We start from the raw sequence: 16,934 nt of genomic DNA on the forward strand, positions 1-16,934 counted from the left end.
ATGAGACTTGAATCTATCCAATTTAAACATATTGCTCTGTTTCATGATCTAAAGATCCAGTTTGAATATGATAAACAACCAATTACTTTAATTTTAGGTGAACAGGCAACCGGAAAAAGTATGCTGCTTAAGCATATTTATAATGCCTTAACATGGTTTCCTGCTCGCTTGAAAGATGTCCGTACTCCAGGCGTCGTTATGCCTGATCAAGACATTACCCTTTCTCGTTTGCAGTCTAAAATAGAAGTCAGTATTCATATTCCTTCAGAGTTTGGTCAACTCCCTGAAACAACTTCAGCACAGCAGACTGACACATCACTTTGTAGCTGGAAACTGTTTAAGACCTTAAATTCGAGTGGAATAGGCATGAGTCAAGTCGAAACCCAACAACTCGATCAAGCCATTGCACTTTATCATCAAGTGACGAGGAAAGACCCACTTCAAGGTCTGCCCTTACTTGCCTATTATCCATCTGAGCGCTTTGTTAACGATATAAGTTTGCTCAACAAAAACCTACCGGGCATTACCCAATCTATTTCTGCTTACGATATTAGTTTAATTCCATTTACAACGTTTACTCGCTTTTTTGAATGGCTACGTGAAATTAGTGATATTGAAAATGCGCAAGCAGCCCATGTTGTACAAAAAATTATTTCACAACAATCAAATCCAGAAGATCAGGACGAACTTTTACGCCGACTTCAAATCGAATTGGCAGGACAACCAAAGCAACTTCCCTCTCCAAATTTATATGCACTCAAATCAGCGTTAAAAATTGTTTTTCCTGAGCTTTCTGAGCTCTATTTACAATATCACCCAAAGCTTCAACTCATGGCCCATTACCAAGGTGAGGTTTTAACATTTCAACAACTTTCAAATACCACAAAAACATGGATTGCTTTGGTAGGTGATATTGTTCGTAGACTTTGTTTACTCAATCCATTAAGTCTAAACCCTTGCCTTGAAGGCGAAGGAGTTTTGTTAATTGACCAGATTGATTCGCAATTAGATGCTCTGCATTGTTCTGAAATTTTAAATCGTATGCATCAAGCCTTTCCGCGTTTACAAATTATAGTGACTGGAAGCCGTGAAGAATTACTTGAACATGCAGTTACCTACCAATGTCTTAAATTAGAACATGGCAAGGTTACTCAACTTGATTTAAATACCACTCAACAGCAGCTTGAGCACCTTTATACGCTCTTGCAAAGAGACGAAACAGTTCCTCATGTCGATACACTACCGCTTGATACTCAACCTTCAATAACTCAAATCGACAGTTTGTACCAACAAATCCAAGGCTTAAATGAACAGCAAAAAATTGAATTATTACGTATGATTCATACAGGAGATACTTCAGAAGAAACTTCTTCTCTTTAAAACGTTATTATTCATTTAGTGCAATTTTCATAATAAAAACCTCATTCGCTAAATATACGATGAAATCTGGTTTTTAAGCTGAAAAATCACTAGATGTTGTTACCGCATGTAATAACATCAGATTTTTAATGATTTTTTAGTGTACAATAAATTTCATTTTGCGTTTTTATTATTCAAGTTGCGCAATACAACTTGTTTCTCGCTTTATTTTTCTAATTTGGTCGGGTTTTCAGAATATAAGCTTTGGAAATCTCTTTGAATTCCTATCTATTCTGAAATGAAAATTTCACCTTTAGGCTTCGGTCTAAATTATATATGGATACGAGTGTGCTACCGATAATTATCTTATTACCGTTAATATTAGGCACCACCCTTGTTTCATTGCTTCAACGGTTTTCACGTGGAGTAACGGCTTTAGGGGCAATCGGAGTCAGTTTAACCAGTTTTGGTTTATTACTGACTCAAGCTAAAACAGTGCTTAGTGGTGCAAGCATTCAACAAAGTTGGGATTGGTTACCACAACTTGGGATTAATCTGAGCTTTAGACTTGATGCCCTTGGTTTATTATTTTCTCTTCTTATTACCGGTATCGGTACACTCATTTATATTTATGCCTATTACTATTTAGGCCCTAAAAATTCACTAAGTAAACTATATTTATTACTCATGCTGTTTATGGCAGCTATGTTGGGTATTTCTCTTTCCAATAATTTAATTATTTTATTAGTCTTTTGGGAACTTACCAGTATTTCATCCTTCTTATTAGTAGGTTACTGGAGTCATTACGAAGCAGCTCAGCGTGGCTCACGTATGGCACTTACCATCACAGGAATGGGTGGACTCGCTATGCTAGGTGGATTTGTCTTATTAGGACAAATCACAGGTACCTACGAAATTAATGACATTGTCGGAATGAAAGATCTGATTCAAAGTCATCATCTTTTCGTTCCAGCGCTTTTGCTTATTTTACTCGGTGCTTTTACAAAAAGTGCGCAGTTCCCTTTCCATTTTTGGTTACCCAATGCAATGGCTGCACCCACTCCAGTGTCGGCTTATTTGCACTCAGCAACCATGGTTAAGGCTGGTATTTTCTTATTAGCTCGTCTTGCACCTATCTTTATTGGTGCCGCGCTTTATCACAACATTGTTACTTTTGTAGGCCTATTTACGCTCTGTATGGCCGCATGCTTTGCAATCTTTAAAGAAGATTTAAAAGGACTGTTAGCCTATTCAACCATTAGTCATTTAGGTCTTATCGTTTGCTTGCTTGGTATTGGCTCACCTTTAGCTGTTGCAGCTGCGGTTTTTCATATTATTAACCATGCAACATTTAAAGCTGCGCTGTTTATGATTGCAGGGATTATTGACCATGAAACTGGTACACGTGATCTTAGAAAGTTAAGTGGGGTATGGCAATTACTGCCGTTTACCGCAACACTTACCATGATTACTGCAGCATCAATGGCAGGTGTTCCGCTCACCAATGGCTTTATTTCGAAAGAAATGTTCTTTACCGAACTGTTAGCAAACCTTTCAGGTTCAACGGTTATCTTTGCCAGTATTATTGCGACTCTTGCAGGTATTTTTGCAGTGAGTTATTCAATCCGATTAGTACACGGCGTGTTCTTTGACGGTCCAATTGGTAAACAAGTGCCAAATAAAAATGCGCATGAACCACCAATTGGCATGCGAGCACCAGCCATACTACTTGCAGCACTCTGTATTTTAGTGGGTATTTTCCCATCCTTACTGGTCGAGCCTTTAGTTAACAGTGTGACACGCGCAAGTCTCATGCAGCCTGATTTTGCAGGAACTCATCTTGCGATCTGGCATGGATTCAATGCACCTTTAATCATGAGTATTATTGCCTTAGTGGGCGGTACACTTTTCTATTTTGCTTTAGCAAAAGACGGCATGATTCGTAAAATCGACCTCGATCCAAGACTTGGTCGCTTACAAGGTCGTATTTTGTTTGATTTATTTTTAAAACATTTATTATTAACTAGCCGCAAAATCAAACAAAAAACTGAGAATGGTTCTCTACAAAGTTACCTGTTCCTCATCATTGCTTTTAGCATCATCATGGTTACCCTGCCTTTAATCAATCAAGGGCTTACAACAGGTACCCGTGAACTGACACATGCACCATGGATTGCTATTGTTCTTTGGCTAACATTATTCTCTGGTTGCTGGATGATGTTATGGTTTCATCATGAGCGTATCAAAGCAGTACTGATTAGCGGTGCAATTGGTCTTGTGGTTACCATGGTATTTGTCACCATGTCGGCACCAGACTTAGCGCTGACTCAAATTACAGTCGATGTAGTTACTACTGTATTGCTGTTAATGAGTTTATCTCTACTTCCCCAACTCACACCGTATGAATCTCTTCGTTCTCGACGTTTAAGAGATGCAGCTTTAGCAATTATTGGTGGTTTAGGCATTGGCTGGATTACGTGGCTCATTTTAACTCGTGATCACAATTCAATTTCATGGTTCTTTGCGCAGCAGTCTTTACCACTAGGTGGTGGTTCAAACATTGTAAATGTCATTTTAGTCGACTTCCGTGGCTTCGATACCTTCGGTGAAATTACTGTACTCGGCATTGCTGCGATTGGAGCACTTTGCTTAATGGATGGTATGCGGGTACATGGTACCACCATGACACAAGGCCTCACATATCGCTTTAACCCATCTCCGCTTATGTTCCGTATTACGGCATCATGGGTACTGCCTTTAGCACTTGTCGTAAGTGTCTACATCTTTATGCGCGGACATAATTATCCTGGCGGTGGCTTTATTGCAGGTCTAATTACCTCAATGGCACTCATTATTCAGTACATTGCTTTAGGTCAAGATCAAGCGGAACAAATGCTAAAAGCACAATCTGGTCGTCTATACGAAGTCTGGATTGGTTCGGGTTTAACAATTGCAGGCTTAACTGGTATTGCCGCATGGTTCTGGGCACGCCCATTCTTAACTAGTGCTCATGTCTATGTTGAGTTACCAGTTTTAGGAAAACTACATCTGGCTTCAGCAGCAAGCTTCGATTTGGGTGTGTATATCACAGTGGTAGGTGCCACGATGCTACTCATTTCTGTATTAGGGGACTCTCGCCACTCGAGTATGTCTGGTCCTGTACCTCATGGGGAGAAATCATCATGATCAGTTTAGAATTCTTACTGGCCTCTGCCATTGGGCTACTTGTTGCGACAGGCATTTATCTCATTTTACGTGCACGTACATTCCCTGTTGTATTGGGATTAGCCGTACTCGGTTATGCAGTTAACCTATTTTTGTTTGCGATGGGCCGCTTACAAGTGAGTTCACCTGCAATTTTAACTGAAACGATGAATATTACAGACCCACTTCCTCAAGCACTTGTTTTAACTGCGATTGTTATCGGCTTTGCGACTACAGCTTTTATTGTGCAACTAGCATTACGAAGCCGTTATGAATCAGGTAGTGATCATGTTGATGCTAAAGAAGATATTTCCCCAACATACGACCCACGTGAGGATGAGCCGTGATGTTTGATTTTTTATCTTTTTGGCAAGCAAATACACCTATTTTCAGCATCCTCATTCCTGCTTTTACTGGTTTTATCTTATTACTTTTAGGTAATCCTGGCGCTGGCGCATTGAAAGAAGATTGGCGACAACCTTGGCGTCGTGGCATTAGTTTAGTCTCAGCAGTTGCAGGCTTAGCCACTGCTGTTAATTATCTTATTGTTGCAAATACCGGACAAATTACGGTTTATCAGTTGAGTGAGTGGTCAGCTCCTTTTGGTATTGTCTTGGTACTCGACCGACTCTCTGCATTTATGCTGGTTTTAACCTATGCATTAGCAGTTCCAATTCTATGGTATGCCAGCGCAAATTGGGATACACGTGGACGCTATTTCCACGCCATATTCCATTTTCTTTTAATGGGGTTATGCGGAGCATTTCTCACAGGTGACTTATTCAACCTGTTCGTTTTCTTTGAAATTTTGCTTATGGCGTCTTATGTCCTGCTACTACATGGACAAGGGAAGCCACGATTTCAACTTGGCGTACACTATGTCATTATCAATCTTTTAGCCTCTGCCCTATTCTTAATTGGCCTTGGTATGATTTATGGCAGTGTAGGCAGTCTAAATATGACTGATGTTTCACGCCTTTTACCAACTTTAGATGCAGACCAGCATAAATTAGCAGTTGCTGGCGCCCTACTCTTATTTGTTGTATTTGGTATTAAAGCTGCCATGTTACCAGTTGGTTTTTGGCTACCAAAAACTTATGCCGTTGCAAGTACGCCCGTTGCAGCAATTTTTACCATTATGACCAAAGTGGGGATTTATGCCATTCTACGTGTCAATGGAACAGTATTTAACGATGTAATCAGTCAGGAAATCTTTAAAGGTTGGCTCCTTCCAATTGGTTTAGTCACTTCTTTATATGGTGTGATTGCAGCAATTGGGGCAGATCGTCTCAGACGTTTTGTTGGTTTTATGGTGCTGTCTTCGATTGGTACTCTATTGACCGCAATAGCAATGTCAAACACGCAAGCATGGTCAGGAGCTTTGTTCTATCTCGTACATAGTACACTGATTGGTGCTGCGTTTTACCTGTTCTGTGGCTGGATGACTTCACAACGTGGTGACTTTAAAGATCACTTAAAGATTGCTCCAAGAATCAAGCAAGAAAAAGCAGCGATGCTGACTTATTTTTTAATTGCAATGATGCTTGCCGGGTTACCGCCTTTTAGTGGCTTCTTTGGGAAAGTATTTATTCTACAAGCGACTGTTGAAACTGCATATCAAGGCTGGATCATTGGAGTCGTGCTTGTTGTAAGTCTATTAAGCATTATTGCGTTAACACGTGTCGGGTTTATTTTATTTTGGAGAGCTTCAGTACCAGAAGAAGACCCAAAAAATCCTGCTTATGTAAGTTATCAAGCTCTACCTGTACAAGCACCACCACGTAATGATTCGGTCATTTATATTCTGCTTGCAGGCTTGATCACTTATGTAGTGTTTGCTTCACCCGTATTGCACTACACCACTGGTACGGCTCAACAAATTCAAAACCATGCACTCTATCAGCAGTCTATTCTTAAGACTGACCAAAATGGTGAAACTATTAGTGTTCAGCCTTATGACTCATCTTATTTACCAGAAACAAAATATGGTGGAGAAGTTGAAGATCATAATGCATATCTCGTTCCTGACATTATTTCTAAAGACACTTTTAACGGTGAGCATATTTCCGAATATAAGCGCCGCCAAATTCAGCAGCAGGAAAAATTGCTAACACCAACGATTGCTGATGAAAGTCAACTGAAACCTATGGAGCCTTAACAATGCAGCTATCTAAATTGCTTGAACGTTGGTTCCCACATCCATTTGTTTCTTTTTTGATTATTATTTTCTGGTTAATGCTCTCGCATAGTCTTGATGCCAGCGACCTACTTATGGCTGTAATTTTGGGTCTTGTGATTCCGCGTTTAGTTCGACCTTTTATTACCAGAACACCGCACATCCATTGGCAACCAGCAATAAAACTATTTTTTGTTGTACTTTGGGATATTGTTATTTCCAATTTTCGTGTTGCAAAACTGGTATTAGGGCCTCCTAAAAAATTACATCCTAAGTGGTATCGTGTGCCTTTAGAAACGGAACATGAACAGGTAAATTCGTTACTGGCAATGATTATTACCACAACACCGGGAACTGTCTCAGCTGGTATTGATCAAGAACGTGGTGATATTCTGGTGCACTCACTCAGTACAGAAAATACCGAAAGTGATGTGCAAGACATCAAACAACGTTATGAAGCTCCGCTCATGGAGATTTTTGATGTAAAAAGCAAATCGGAGGACAACATATGACCATCCTACCTTATGCTCTTGGTATTAGCATGATTGCTATCACAATCTCTATGTTGCTTTGCTTGTTTCGAATGGTGATGGGGCCATCAATTGTAGATCGTCTTTTGGCACTCGATACGCTTTTTCTAAATGCAACTTGTCTGATTGTTGTATTAGGTATCTATTGGACAACCACCTCTTTATTTGAAGCGGCATTATTGGTTGCCATGCTAGGGTTTGTTTCGACAGCTGCTTTGGCACGTTATTTCACAACTGGTCATGTGATCGATTAAAGGGAGGTCAAAATGCAATTTACAATGGAAATTATTGTTTCGATCTTTCTGGTTTTCGGTGCATTCTTTATGTTAGTCGGGTCGATCGGAATGGTACGCCTACCCGATCTATTTATGCGCTTACATGCACCTACCAAATCGAGCACGTTGGGTTTAGGTAGCTTTTTAATTGCTTCAATGATCTTTTTTGCTTTCCAAGGCCGCTTTGGTTTTGCCGAACTATTGATCACGCTTTTGGCTTTTATTACAGCTCCTGTTTCAGCCAATTTAATAGCACAAGCGGCACTACATCTACGCTTACGCTCACTCAGTGGTGAGGTTCCTGAAGCAATAGAACGTCCATTACCATGGGATCGTTATAAAATCGGACAACGCTTTTCACAGAACAAACCTCCGATGGATCCACCTAAACATTAAGTAAAATGTTAAATAATAAAAAAGCCACCCCAAGGTGGCTTTTTTATTTTGAGTTTTAATTACTCTTGGTCATCTGACTTACGTTCCGGTAAATCTTGTACCGCTTTTTCAATAAGACCAAACATATAGTTACCATATGCGTTCGTCTTATCGTAATGGAAACGTAAACGAGGCGTAATACGAGTTTTAATACGACGGCTTAACTCATGACGCAAGAAACCAGAAGCTTTATTTAATACATCTAAAGTTTCTTTATTTGCTGCTTCACTTTGTTCATCACCTAGCTCACGCCCCATAACAGTAACGTAAACTTCAGCATATCCCATATCCGCACTGACTTTCACCGCAGAGATGGTCACTAGACCACCTAAGCGAGGATCTTTAAGCTCTTGACGGATTAGCTCAGACAACTCGCGTTGTACTGAATCCGCCATGCGCTTTAAGCGTTGGCTACCCGCCATTAAAGACTCCGTTTAATCAATTGAACATCGTATACTTCAATCTTGTCTTGTACTTTGATGTCTTTATAACCTTTCACCGCAAGACCACATTCCATACCGGCACGAACTTCCTCAACCACATCTTTATAACGACGTAATGATTCAAGTTCACCTTGGAACACAACCACATCATCGCGTAATACGCGAATCGGTTTATTACGATGCAATGTACCTTCAAGTACCATACAGCCTGCTGCTGCACCAAACTTACTTGAGTGGAATACTTCACGTACTTCAGCAACACCCAAGATTGTTTCACGGTGTTCAGGAGCAAGTTTACCGCTCATGGCATCTTTCACATCATCAATTAATTCATAAATGATGCTGTAGTAACGAATATCGATACCATCTTGGTCACTGCGTTGACGAGCAGCTGTATCAGCACGAACGTTAAAGCCTAACAATACAGCTTCTGAAGATTCAGCAAGAATCACATCAGACTCAGTAATCGCACCAACACCTGAACTAATTACACGAACTTTTACTTCATCAGTAGATAGTTCATATAAAGCTGCATTTAATGCTTCTAAAGTACCACGTACGTCAGTTCTTAAAACAACGTTCACTGTAGGAACGTCTTTTTTGCCCATTGACGACATAATATTTTCAAGACGCATTGCGCTTTGACGGTCAATACGTTTTTGACGTTCACGGTCAGCACGAGCATCGGCAACTTCACGTGCTTTCTTCTCGTCATTTACAACAAGAACTTCATCACCTGCCATTGGAGCATCTGGAAGACCCAGAATTTCTACTGGAATAGATGGTCCTGCTGATTTAATTGGCTTACCGTTTTCATCAGACATTGCACGGACACGACCATAAGATGAACCTGCAAGAACAAGGTCACCAATATTTAATGTACCGTTTTGAACAAGAATAGAAGTTACTGCACCACGGCCTTTATCAACACGTGCTTCAATAACAACACCTTGCGCAGCACCTTCAGCAGATGCTTTTAATTCCATCAATTCTGATTGAATAAGAATTAAATCAAGGAGTTCATCAATACCTTGTCCAGTATGTGCAGAAACCTTAGCAATCGGAACATCACCGCCCCATTCTTCTGGAACGATTTGTTTCGTTGTTAATTCGTTTAACACACGGTCTGGATCAGCAGATTCTTTATCCATTTTGTTGATTGCAACAATAATTGGAGTACCTGCTGCACGTGCATGGTCAATTGCTTCTGCAGTTTGTGGCATTACACCATCATCTGCCGCAACAACCAATACCACGATATCTGTCGCTTTAGCACCACGTGCACGCATTGAAGTAAACGCAGCATGTCCCGGTGTATCAAGGAATGTAATGATTCCTTTGTCCGTTTCAACGTGATACGCACCAATATGCTGGGTAATACCACCTGCTTCACCAGCCGCCACTTTCGAACGACGGATACGGTCAAGCAATGATGTCTTACCATGGTCAACGTGCCCCATAATCGTAACAACTGGTGGACGAGTTGTTTGCTCACCACGCGCTTCTTCAGCCGCTTCAAGCAAGTTATCTTCCGCTTGTGTATCAGAAACTAGAACAGGGTTATGGCCCATTTCTTCTACAACAAGTGCTGCTGTATCTTGATCAATCGCTTGATCTTGATTAACCAACTCACCCATTTTCATAAGTGTTTTGATAACTTCACGTACTTTAATCGCCATTTTCTGAGCAAGATCGGCAACAACAATACTTGAACCGATTTCTACATCATAAACTTGCTTTTTAACTGGCTTTTCAAAACCATGTTTGTTTGCTTGGCTTGATTTTAAACCACGTTTGTTATGGTTAACGAAGCTTTGCTCTTCTTGACCACGACGACCGCCTTTCTTACCAGCACGTGGGTTAGTAGTTGCACCACCGCGTTTAATTTCACGGTCTTCTTGCTTGAATGAATCTTCATAAGCTTGGCCAACAAGACCTGAAGCAAGTGGAGAATCATCAATTACGCGAATTGTTGTCGTTGTATCATCATTTGAATACTTAGACGCCATTTTGCGCATTTGTTCAAGTGTACGTTGTTGAGCTTCTTCAGCCGCTTTACGACGTGCAGCTTCTTCAGTTGCTTTTAACTGAGCTGTTTGTGCTTCGCGCGCTTTCTTTTGCTCTAAAGTTTCTGCTGGTTTTGGTGCAGGTTTTACTGTACCACCACCACGTTTTTTCACTACAACAGCAGCTTTAGGTGCTGACTGTGCAGCGCTATCTTGTTGGTGAGCAGCACGCATCGCATCTAAAGTTGCTTTTGCTTTTTGCTCTGTTTGAAGGCGCGCTTTTTGCTCTGCAGTATCACGCGCTTGTTGATCTGCACGTGTTTTAGCTTCTGCTTCTGCACGCGCTTTAGCTTCTGCTGCAATTTGTTCTGGGTTTGGCTTAGCAAAAACCTGTTTTTTACGTACTTCTACGTTAATTGTTTTTGCTTTACCTGAAGTACTTGCAACTTTAGCGGTACTGGTTGTTTTACGTTTCAACGCAATTTTTCCTGTGTTACCACTTTCCTGACCATGTACTTTTTTCAAATGATTGACCAAAGTATCCTGTTGTTCAGTGGTAATAATGTCGTCTGCTGTACGTTGAGGCAAACCTGCTTCACGAGCCTGTTCTAGGAGCTTCTCAACAGGACGTCCTACAGTGAGAGCTAACTCTTTAATCGACTTGTCCGTCATATTTCATCTCCTAGTTAAACCATGATTCGCGAGCTTTCATGATCAATTGACCAGCTTTTTCATGATCAAGACCTTCAATATCAGAGATATCGTCAGTAGCCTGATCTGCCAAATCATCAACGGTAATAATACCGCGAGCGGCAAGCGAGTAAGCGATCTCAGAAGTCATGCCTTCCATAGTGAGGAGGTCTGCGCTCGGTTCTTGAATATTTTCTTGCTGTTTCAAAGCATCAGTAAGAGCTGCTTCTTTTGCACGACTTTGCAATAACTCAACCAATTCAGCGTCAAGCTCAATTTCGTCAAAAGTTTCAGCAGGCACATAAGCAATCTCTTCTAAAGAAGTGAAGCCCATTTCTACCAATGCCATTGCTAAATCTTCTTCAATATCTAAACGTGATACAAACATGTCAAGATACTGCTGAGCTTCATTTTGCTGACGAGCACGATACTCTTCTTCAAGCATCATGTCGAGTTTATAGCCAGTTAAATCAGAAGCCAAACGAACGTTTTGACCTTGTGAGCCAATCGCACGAGCCAATTGATCGCTGGTTGCAAAAATAATGTCAGCACTTCTTGCATCTTCATCAAGCACGATGCCTGAAACATCAGCTGGTTCTAATGCACTTGCAATGTATTGAGCTGGATCATCAGACCAAACCACTACATCAATACGTTCACCATTTAACTCTTGTTGCACAGCTTGGATACGCGTACCACGCATACCAATACACGCACCTACAGGGTCAATACGGTGATCATTTGTTTTCACTGCAATTTTAGCACGAACGCCGGGTTGACGTGCTGCTGCTTTAATTTCAATGATTTCTTCAGAAATTTCAGGAATTTCTTTTTTCATTAAAGCAATTAACATTTCAGGCTTAGCGCGTGATAACAACAACTGAGCGCCACGACCTTCACGGTTAACATTATATAAAATAGCGTTTACACGTTGCTTTGGACGAAGAATTTCTTTAGGAATCATTTCTTCACGTGCAAGATAAGCTTCTGCGTTGTCGCCTAAGTCGATAATAAAGCCATCTTTGGTTTGTTTTTTCACTTCACCGTAAATCAACTCACCAACTTTAGACTCGTATGCATCCGCAACTAAAGCACGCTCAGCTTCACGAATTTTTTGTACGATAACTTGTTTTGCAATTTGTGCAGCAATACGACCAAACTCGATAGATTCCACTTCGAGCTCACGTACATCACCAATTGACCATTTAGATGGGTCAAGATCAGAAATCGCGTCTTGGCAAGCTGGCATTTCATGATCTTCATCTGCCACAACAATCCATTGACGGAATGTACGGTAATCACCTGTTTTACGATCAATTTCTACACGAAGTTGAGCTTCTTCAGCATGTGTACCTTCGTAAAATCTTTTCTTCGTTGCAGCAACTAGAGCTTGTTCTAAAGCCTCGAAGATCGCTTCACGACTAACACCTTTTTCATTACTAACCGTTTCTACAACGGTAAGAATTTCGCGGCCCATAAGTCACCTACCGATTTCTTATATAATTTAAATAAATTTAATCTTGATAGATCAAGTTTGCTTTATCGATATTGTTGCTGTCGATATCAAGCACATGCTTTCCTTCAACTTCAACCTTAATCTCTTCATTTTCAAGGTCTACAGCAAGGAGTTTTGCTTGAAATTTACGGCGATTTTCTACTGCTGCAATTAAACGCAAAGCAACCTGTTGTCCAATGTAGCTTTGCAATTGTTCGAGTTGAAAAAATGGGCGATCCCAACCTGGTGAAGAAACTTCTAATGAATACTCACCTGAAATCGGGTCATGAACATCTAACATTGCGCCGACTTGTTGTGTAACTCGTACACAATCTTGCACACCAATACCACGACCTTGTTCTACTTCACCATCTTCATTAATCACTGGTTCAGCATTTTCATCAACTGGTCTATCGATATAAATACGCAATAATGAACGTTTACCTTGTGGAAGGAATTCGATTCCCCACAGGTCAACACCACATGCTTGCACTGCTGGGGCAATCATGTCATACAATGCTTGGGATTTATTTGATAATTTCATTTACTCTCGTCATTCTCGTGCGATTCAATCGGTTGTTTTAACCGACACAGACCTACTATAGTGAAGCATGACTATTTGACCAATTGATGTCGACACTACACGATAGCGATACGATAACCAATAAAAAAGGGCGTTAATCGCCCCTATGTAGCACAGAAAACAATAGTCCACTGTGCAAAAAGGCCCACTTGTCTGTGAGCCTCTTTTAAGAAACTTGGTAGCGGGAGCTGGATTTGAACCAACGACCTTCGGGTTATGAGCCCGACGAGCTACCAGACTGCTCCATCCCGCATCAACGTGCAAAAATTATATACAAATATCAAAAAAAGTCAATGTAAACTTATCTAATATTCGCTTGATTAAGTTGCACCTTAATCAAATTGGTAGCGGGAGCTGGATTTGAACCAACGACCTTCGGGTTATGAGCCCGACGAGCTACCAGACTGCTCCATCCCGCATCAATAAACTGCTTGCACTCAACTTTCTGGTTCAAAGTTGGTGCGGAAGGGGGGACTTGAACCCCCACGCCCGAAGGCACTACCACCTCAAGGTAGCGTGTCTACCAATTCCACCACCACCGCAGCTTGTGGGACGCATTCTAGTCCTTCCAACTGCAAAAGGAAAGCCCTATTTCGAATTATTGACCCGTTTTTGGTGCATTTGGTGAAGTTTCAGGCGATGTGGTTTGAGCTGGTGCTGTTGTTTGTACAGTTTTCAAGCTATATGCTTCCGTCGTCTGTTTTTTCGCAAAAACAGCAAGAGTTAAACTCGTTACAAAGAACAATGCAGTTAAAACAGCAGTTAGACGAGTCAGGAAATTACCCGAACCCGATGCACCAAATACAGTTGCTGCACCGCCGCCGCCAAAAGAAGCACCAGCATCTGCGCCTTTACCGTGTTGCACTAAAATCAATGCAATCATCAGTACAGCTAAAATAATATGTACAACAAGTACAAAAGAGTGCATACCCTATCCTCGTTATTTGCTTTGCGCGAAGGCTTGTACAATTTGATAAAAAGATGCTGCATTTAATGAAGCACCGCCGACCAACGCACCATTAATGTCTGGACATGCAGCTAATTCAACAGCATTTTCAGCTTTTACACTACCACCATATAAAATAGCAATATCTGAACCCGCTGAAGTAAGCTGACATAAGCCTTCACGAATTTTAGCGTGAATCGCTTGTGCATCTTGTGGAGAAGCTGTTTTACCTGTACCAATTGCCCAGATAGGTTCATAAGCAATCACGACTTGGTTTTGCCATTGTTCAGCAGTAACCACAGGTGCAATATCGCAAATTTGCTGTAAAACAACTTGCTCTGCATGGCCTTGCTCACGCTGTTCAAGACTTTCACCGACACAATAAATGACAGTTAAGCCCGCACTTAATGCATTTTGGAGTTTCGCCTTCAAAATTTCAACGTTGTCGCCAAAAATATCACGGCGTTCAGAATGCCCGACCAATACGAAATTAATTTGGCTATCTTTTAATAATTCTGCACTAACTTCACCAGTATAAGCACCTGTACCTGCAATACGCGATACATCCTGCGCAACTGTATATACTGTTCTTGCAGCATCCTGCAATTGCGCCTGTACTGTTGTAAGTGCAATAGAAACAGGGGCAACGCCCACATGGCAGCTTTCATCTGCAATTTGGTTTTGTTGCAATAATTGTTTAAATTCTTCTATAAGTTGGTTGGCGTTAGCACGCATTGGATTCATTTTCCAGTTGCCAACTACCCAAGGCGTAATCGTCGAACCCGACATACTGCTCACCTTTCATCAAAAATGCAGCACATTCTACACGCATTTATACAAATTTCAGATACTTTTCTTTAATGGGATTACTTATATCTTTTCTACTCTTTGAAATTAAAAAAACTTTCTAAGGGTTCAAACTTAAATATTCTAAAAATTAATCTATAAAAACTTCGACTAGTTCAAGCTTTAACAGCCTGAGTAGGACAAGAGCAACACTTTCTAAGGTAGTAATTTTACATAACAAAAGTATAATTTTTCATATACCAATTATAAACATATGAGCATAGGCAGGCAGATGTCAGCATTACATACATCTCCAAAATTTACGGGGTTTTTTCGGCGTTTAGTCGAAGAAGAACATGTGTCAGCAACGACCATGCAAACTGCATTAGATGCAGCAAAAAGAGCTAAGCGGGATACAGTTGCCTATTTAATTGAAGAGGCGCATCTCTCTCCTTCTTTACTGGCTGAAACAATTTCCGCTGAGTTTGCTGAACCATATTTTGATCTTGATGTTTATGACACATCTCAGATTCCTAAAGATCTGGTCGATCAAAAACTGATTTTAAAACATCGAATTTTGCCACTTATTCAAAGAGGCCAAATTTTATATGTTGCGACCAGCAATCCAAGCAATATTGAAGCGATTGATGCGATTCGTTTTAATAGCAAACTGATGGTTGAGCCTGTCATTGTTGAGCACCATAAACTCGAAAAAGTTTTAAACCAGCATTTCGCAGAAGAAAGCAGTTTTGATTTTAATGATGAAGAGTTTGATCTTGACGTCAGCCTTGATAGCCCTGCCACTCAAGAGGATGAAGACGAAACACCTCAAGGTGATGAAGCACCCATTGTTAAATATATTAATAAGTTGCTCATTGATGCCATTCGTATGGGCGCTTCAGATTTACATTTTGAACCGTATGAAAAGTCATATCGGGTTCGATATCGTGTCGACGGCGTGTTACGTCAAATTGCTAATCCGCCTTTACAATTGGCAAACCGTTTGGCTTCACGTTTAAAAGTAATGTCTCAAATGGATATTTCCGAAAAACGTGTCCCACAAGATGGTCGTATCAAACTTAAGCTCTCAAAAACTAAAGCAATTGATTTTCGTGTGAACTCACTTCCGACGTTGTTTGGTGAAAAGCTAGTTCTACGTATTCTTGATCCATCAAGCGCAATGCTAGGGATTGACGCCCTAGGATACGAAGAAGAACAAAAAGCTTTGTTTATGGAAGCTTTAGATAAACCACAAGGTATGCTTTTAATTACTGGACCAACAGGTTCCGGTAAAACTGTATCTTTATATACAGGCTTAAACATTTTAAATACTGAGAGCTCTAATATTTCTACTGCCGAAGACCCTGTAGAAATTAACCTTGAAGGGATTAATCAGGTTAACGTGAACCCGAAAGTAGGTCTTACGTTTGCTGCTGCACTTAAATCATTTTTACGACAAGACCCTGACATTATTATGGTTGGTGAGATTCGTGATTTGGAAACAGCAGAAATCGCGATTAAAGCTGCACAAACGGGTCACATGGTGATGTCAACACTGCATACCAACAGTGCACCAGAAACACTGACTCGCTTACGCAATATGGGGGTTCCTTCTTTCAATATTGCAACATCAGTCAACTTGGTTATTGCTCAGCGGTTAGCACGCCGCCTTTGCTCTCAATGTAAAATACCTACAGATGTTCCAAAACAAAGCCTATTGGAAATGGGCTTTACCGAACAGGATCTAGCACATCCAGACTTTCGCGTTTTTCAACCTGTGGGTTGTCCTGAATGTCGTGAAGGCTATAAAGGCCGTGTCGGTATTTATGAAGTAATGAAAGTTACACCTGAAATTTCCAAGATTATTATGGAAGATGGTAATGCTCTAGAAATCGCGGCTGCTTCTGAAAAATTGGGGTTTAATAATCTACGTCGTTCAGGTTTAAAAAAGGTAATGCAAGGGGTGACCTCTCTACAAGAAGTCAACCGTGTGACCAGTGAATAAG

General features: G+C 40.7%; 14 protein-coding genes and 3 tRNA genes. 8 read left to right on the top strand and 9 right to left on the bottom strand.

Translation table 11 applies throughout. The annotated features are described in order from the left end of the window. The 7 genes from I8T81_RS17030 (at nt 1) to I8T81_RS17060 (ending at nt 7,940) form a co-directional block, all read left to right on the top strand. The gene (locus tag I8T81_RS17030) at nt 1-1,380 is read left to right on the top strand and encodes an AAA family ATPase (RefSeq protein WP_198071709.1); all 1,380 of its coding nucleotides are present in this window, start codon (nt 1-3) and stop codon (nt 1,378-1,380) included. 315 nt (nt 1,381-1,695) lie between these two features. Beyond that, nucleotides 1,696-4,545, top strand: coding sequence for a monovalent cation/H+ antiporter subunit A (locus I8T81_RS17035; RefSeq protein ID WP_107972881.1), 2,850 nt, complete (start codon nt 1,696-1,698; stop codon nt 4,543-4,545). Then, a complete protein-coding gene (locus I8T81_RS17040) occupies nt 4,542-4,910 on the top strand; it encodes a Na+/H+ antiporter subunit C (RefSeq protein ID WP_198071710.1) in 369 nt (122 codons plus the stop codon). Before I8T81_RS17035 ends, I8T81_RS17040 begins: the two co-directional genes overlap by 4 nt. Continuing rightward, nucleotides 4,910-6,721 (top strand): monovalent cation/H+ antiporter subunit D, encoded by a 1,812-nt coding sequence (locus I8T81_RS17045; protein ID WP_198071711.1) that lies wholly within the window; start codon nt 4,910-4,912, stop codon nt 6,719-6,721. The genes I8T81_RS17040 and I8T81_RS17045 overlap by 1 nt, the downstream gene beginning before the upstream one ends. A 2-nt stretch (nt 6,722-6,723) precedes the next feature. Then, nucleotides 6,724-7,251, top strand: coding sequence for a Na+/H+ antiporter subunit E (locus I8T81_RS17050; protein WP_039251201.1), 528 nt, complete (start codon nt 6,724-6,726; stop codon nt 7,249-7,251). Beyond that, nucleotides 7,248-7,523 carry a monovalent cation/H+ antiporter subunit F gene (locus I8T81_RS17055; protein WP_198071712.1) on the top strand — a complete coding sequence of 92 codons (276 nt, stop codon included), beginning with the start codon at nt 7,248-7,250 and terminating at the stop codon, nt 7,521-7,523. Before I8T81_RS17050 ends, I8T81_RS17055 begins: the two co-directional genes overlap by 4 nt. 12 nt (nt 7,524-7,535) lie before the next feature. Next, entirely contained in the window at nt 7,536-7,940 is a 405-nt protein-coding gene (locus tag I8T81_RS17060; RefSeq protein ID WP_004699064.1) for a Na+/H+ antiporter subunit G, read from the top strand. A gap of 59 nt (nt 7,941-7,999) precedes the next feature. Here I8T81_RS17060 and I8T81_RS17065 read toward each other — a convergent pair whose 3' ends face one another. The 9 genes from I8T81_RS17065 to tpiA form a co-directional block, all read right to left on the bottom strand. After that, on the bottom strand, nt 8,000-8,401 hold the full coding sequence (locus I8T81_RS17065) for a ribosome-binding factor A (RefSeq protein WP_002114836.1): 402 nt from the start codon (nt 8,399-8,401) through the stop codon (nt 8,000-8,002). After that, on the bottom strand, nt 8,401-11,100 hold the full coding sequence (infB, locus tag I8T81_RS17070; RefSeq protein WP_004699066.1) for a translation initiation factor IF-2: 2,700 nt from the start codon (nt 11,098-11,100) through the stop codon (nt 8,401-8,403). The genes I8T81_RS17065 and infB overlap by 1 nt, the downstream gene beginning before the upstream one ends. A gap of 10 nt (nt 11,101-11,110) precedes the next feature. Then, nucleotides 11,111-12,595 carry a transcription termination factor NusA gene (nusA, locus tag I8T81_RS17075; protein WP_198071713.1) on the bottom strand — a complete coding sequence of 495 codons (1,485 nt, stop codon included), beginning with the start codon at nt 12,593-12,595 and terminating at the stop codon, nt 11,111-11,113. Nucleotides 12,596-12,632: 37 nt separating this feature from the next. Next, on the bottom strand, nt 12,633-13,157 hold the full coding sequence (gene rimP, locus I8T81_RS17080; RefSeq protein ID WP_002157009.1) for a ribosome maturation factor RimP: 525 nt from the start codon (nt 13,155-13,157) through the stop codon (nt 12,633-12,635). Between the two features lie 215 nt (nt 13,158-13,372). Continuing rightward, nucleotides 13,373-13,449 (bottom strand) — tRNA-Met (locus tag I8T81_RS17085). 89 nt (nt 13,450-13,538) lie between these two features. Then, nucleotides 13,539-13,615, bottom strand: a tRNA-Met gene (locus I8T81_RS17090). Between the two features lie 38 nt (nt 13,616-13,653). After that, nucleotides 13,654-13,738 (bottom strand) — tRNA-Leu (locus I8T81_RS17095). 56 nt (nt 13,739-13,794) lie between these two features. Beyond that, nucleotides 13,795-14,124, bottom strand: coding sequence for a preprotein translocase subunit SecG (secG, locus tag I8T81_RS17100; protein WP_002156913.1), 330 nt, complete (start codon nt 14,122-14,124; stop codon nt 13,795-13,797). Nucleotides 14,125-14,136: 12 nt separating this feature from the next. Next, nucleotides 14,137-14,931, bottom strand: coding sequence for a triose-phosphate isomerase (gene tpiA, locus I8T81_RS17105; protein WP_198071714.1), 795 nt, complete (start codon nt 14,929-14,931; stop codon nt 14,137-14,139). Nucleotides 14,932-15,220: 289 nt separating this feature from the next. Between tpiA and pilB the strand changes: the two genes are divergently transcribed. After that, nucleotides 15,221-16,933, top strand: a complete 1,713-nt coding sequence (pilB, locus tag I8T81_RS17110; protein WP_198071715.1) for a type IV-A pilus assembly ATPase PilB — start codon at nt 15,221-15,223, stop codon at nt 16,931-16,933. Nucleotide 16,934 lies beyond the last annotated feature (1 nt).

The sequence above is a fragment of the Acinetobacter seifertii genome (assembly GCF_016064815.1).
GTDB lineage: Bacteria > Pseudomonadota > Gammaproteobacteria > Pseudomonadales > Moraxellaceae > Acinetobacter > Acinetobacter seifertii.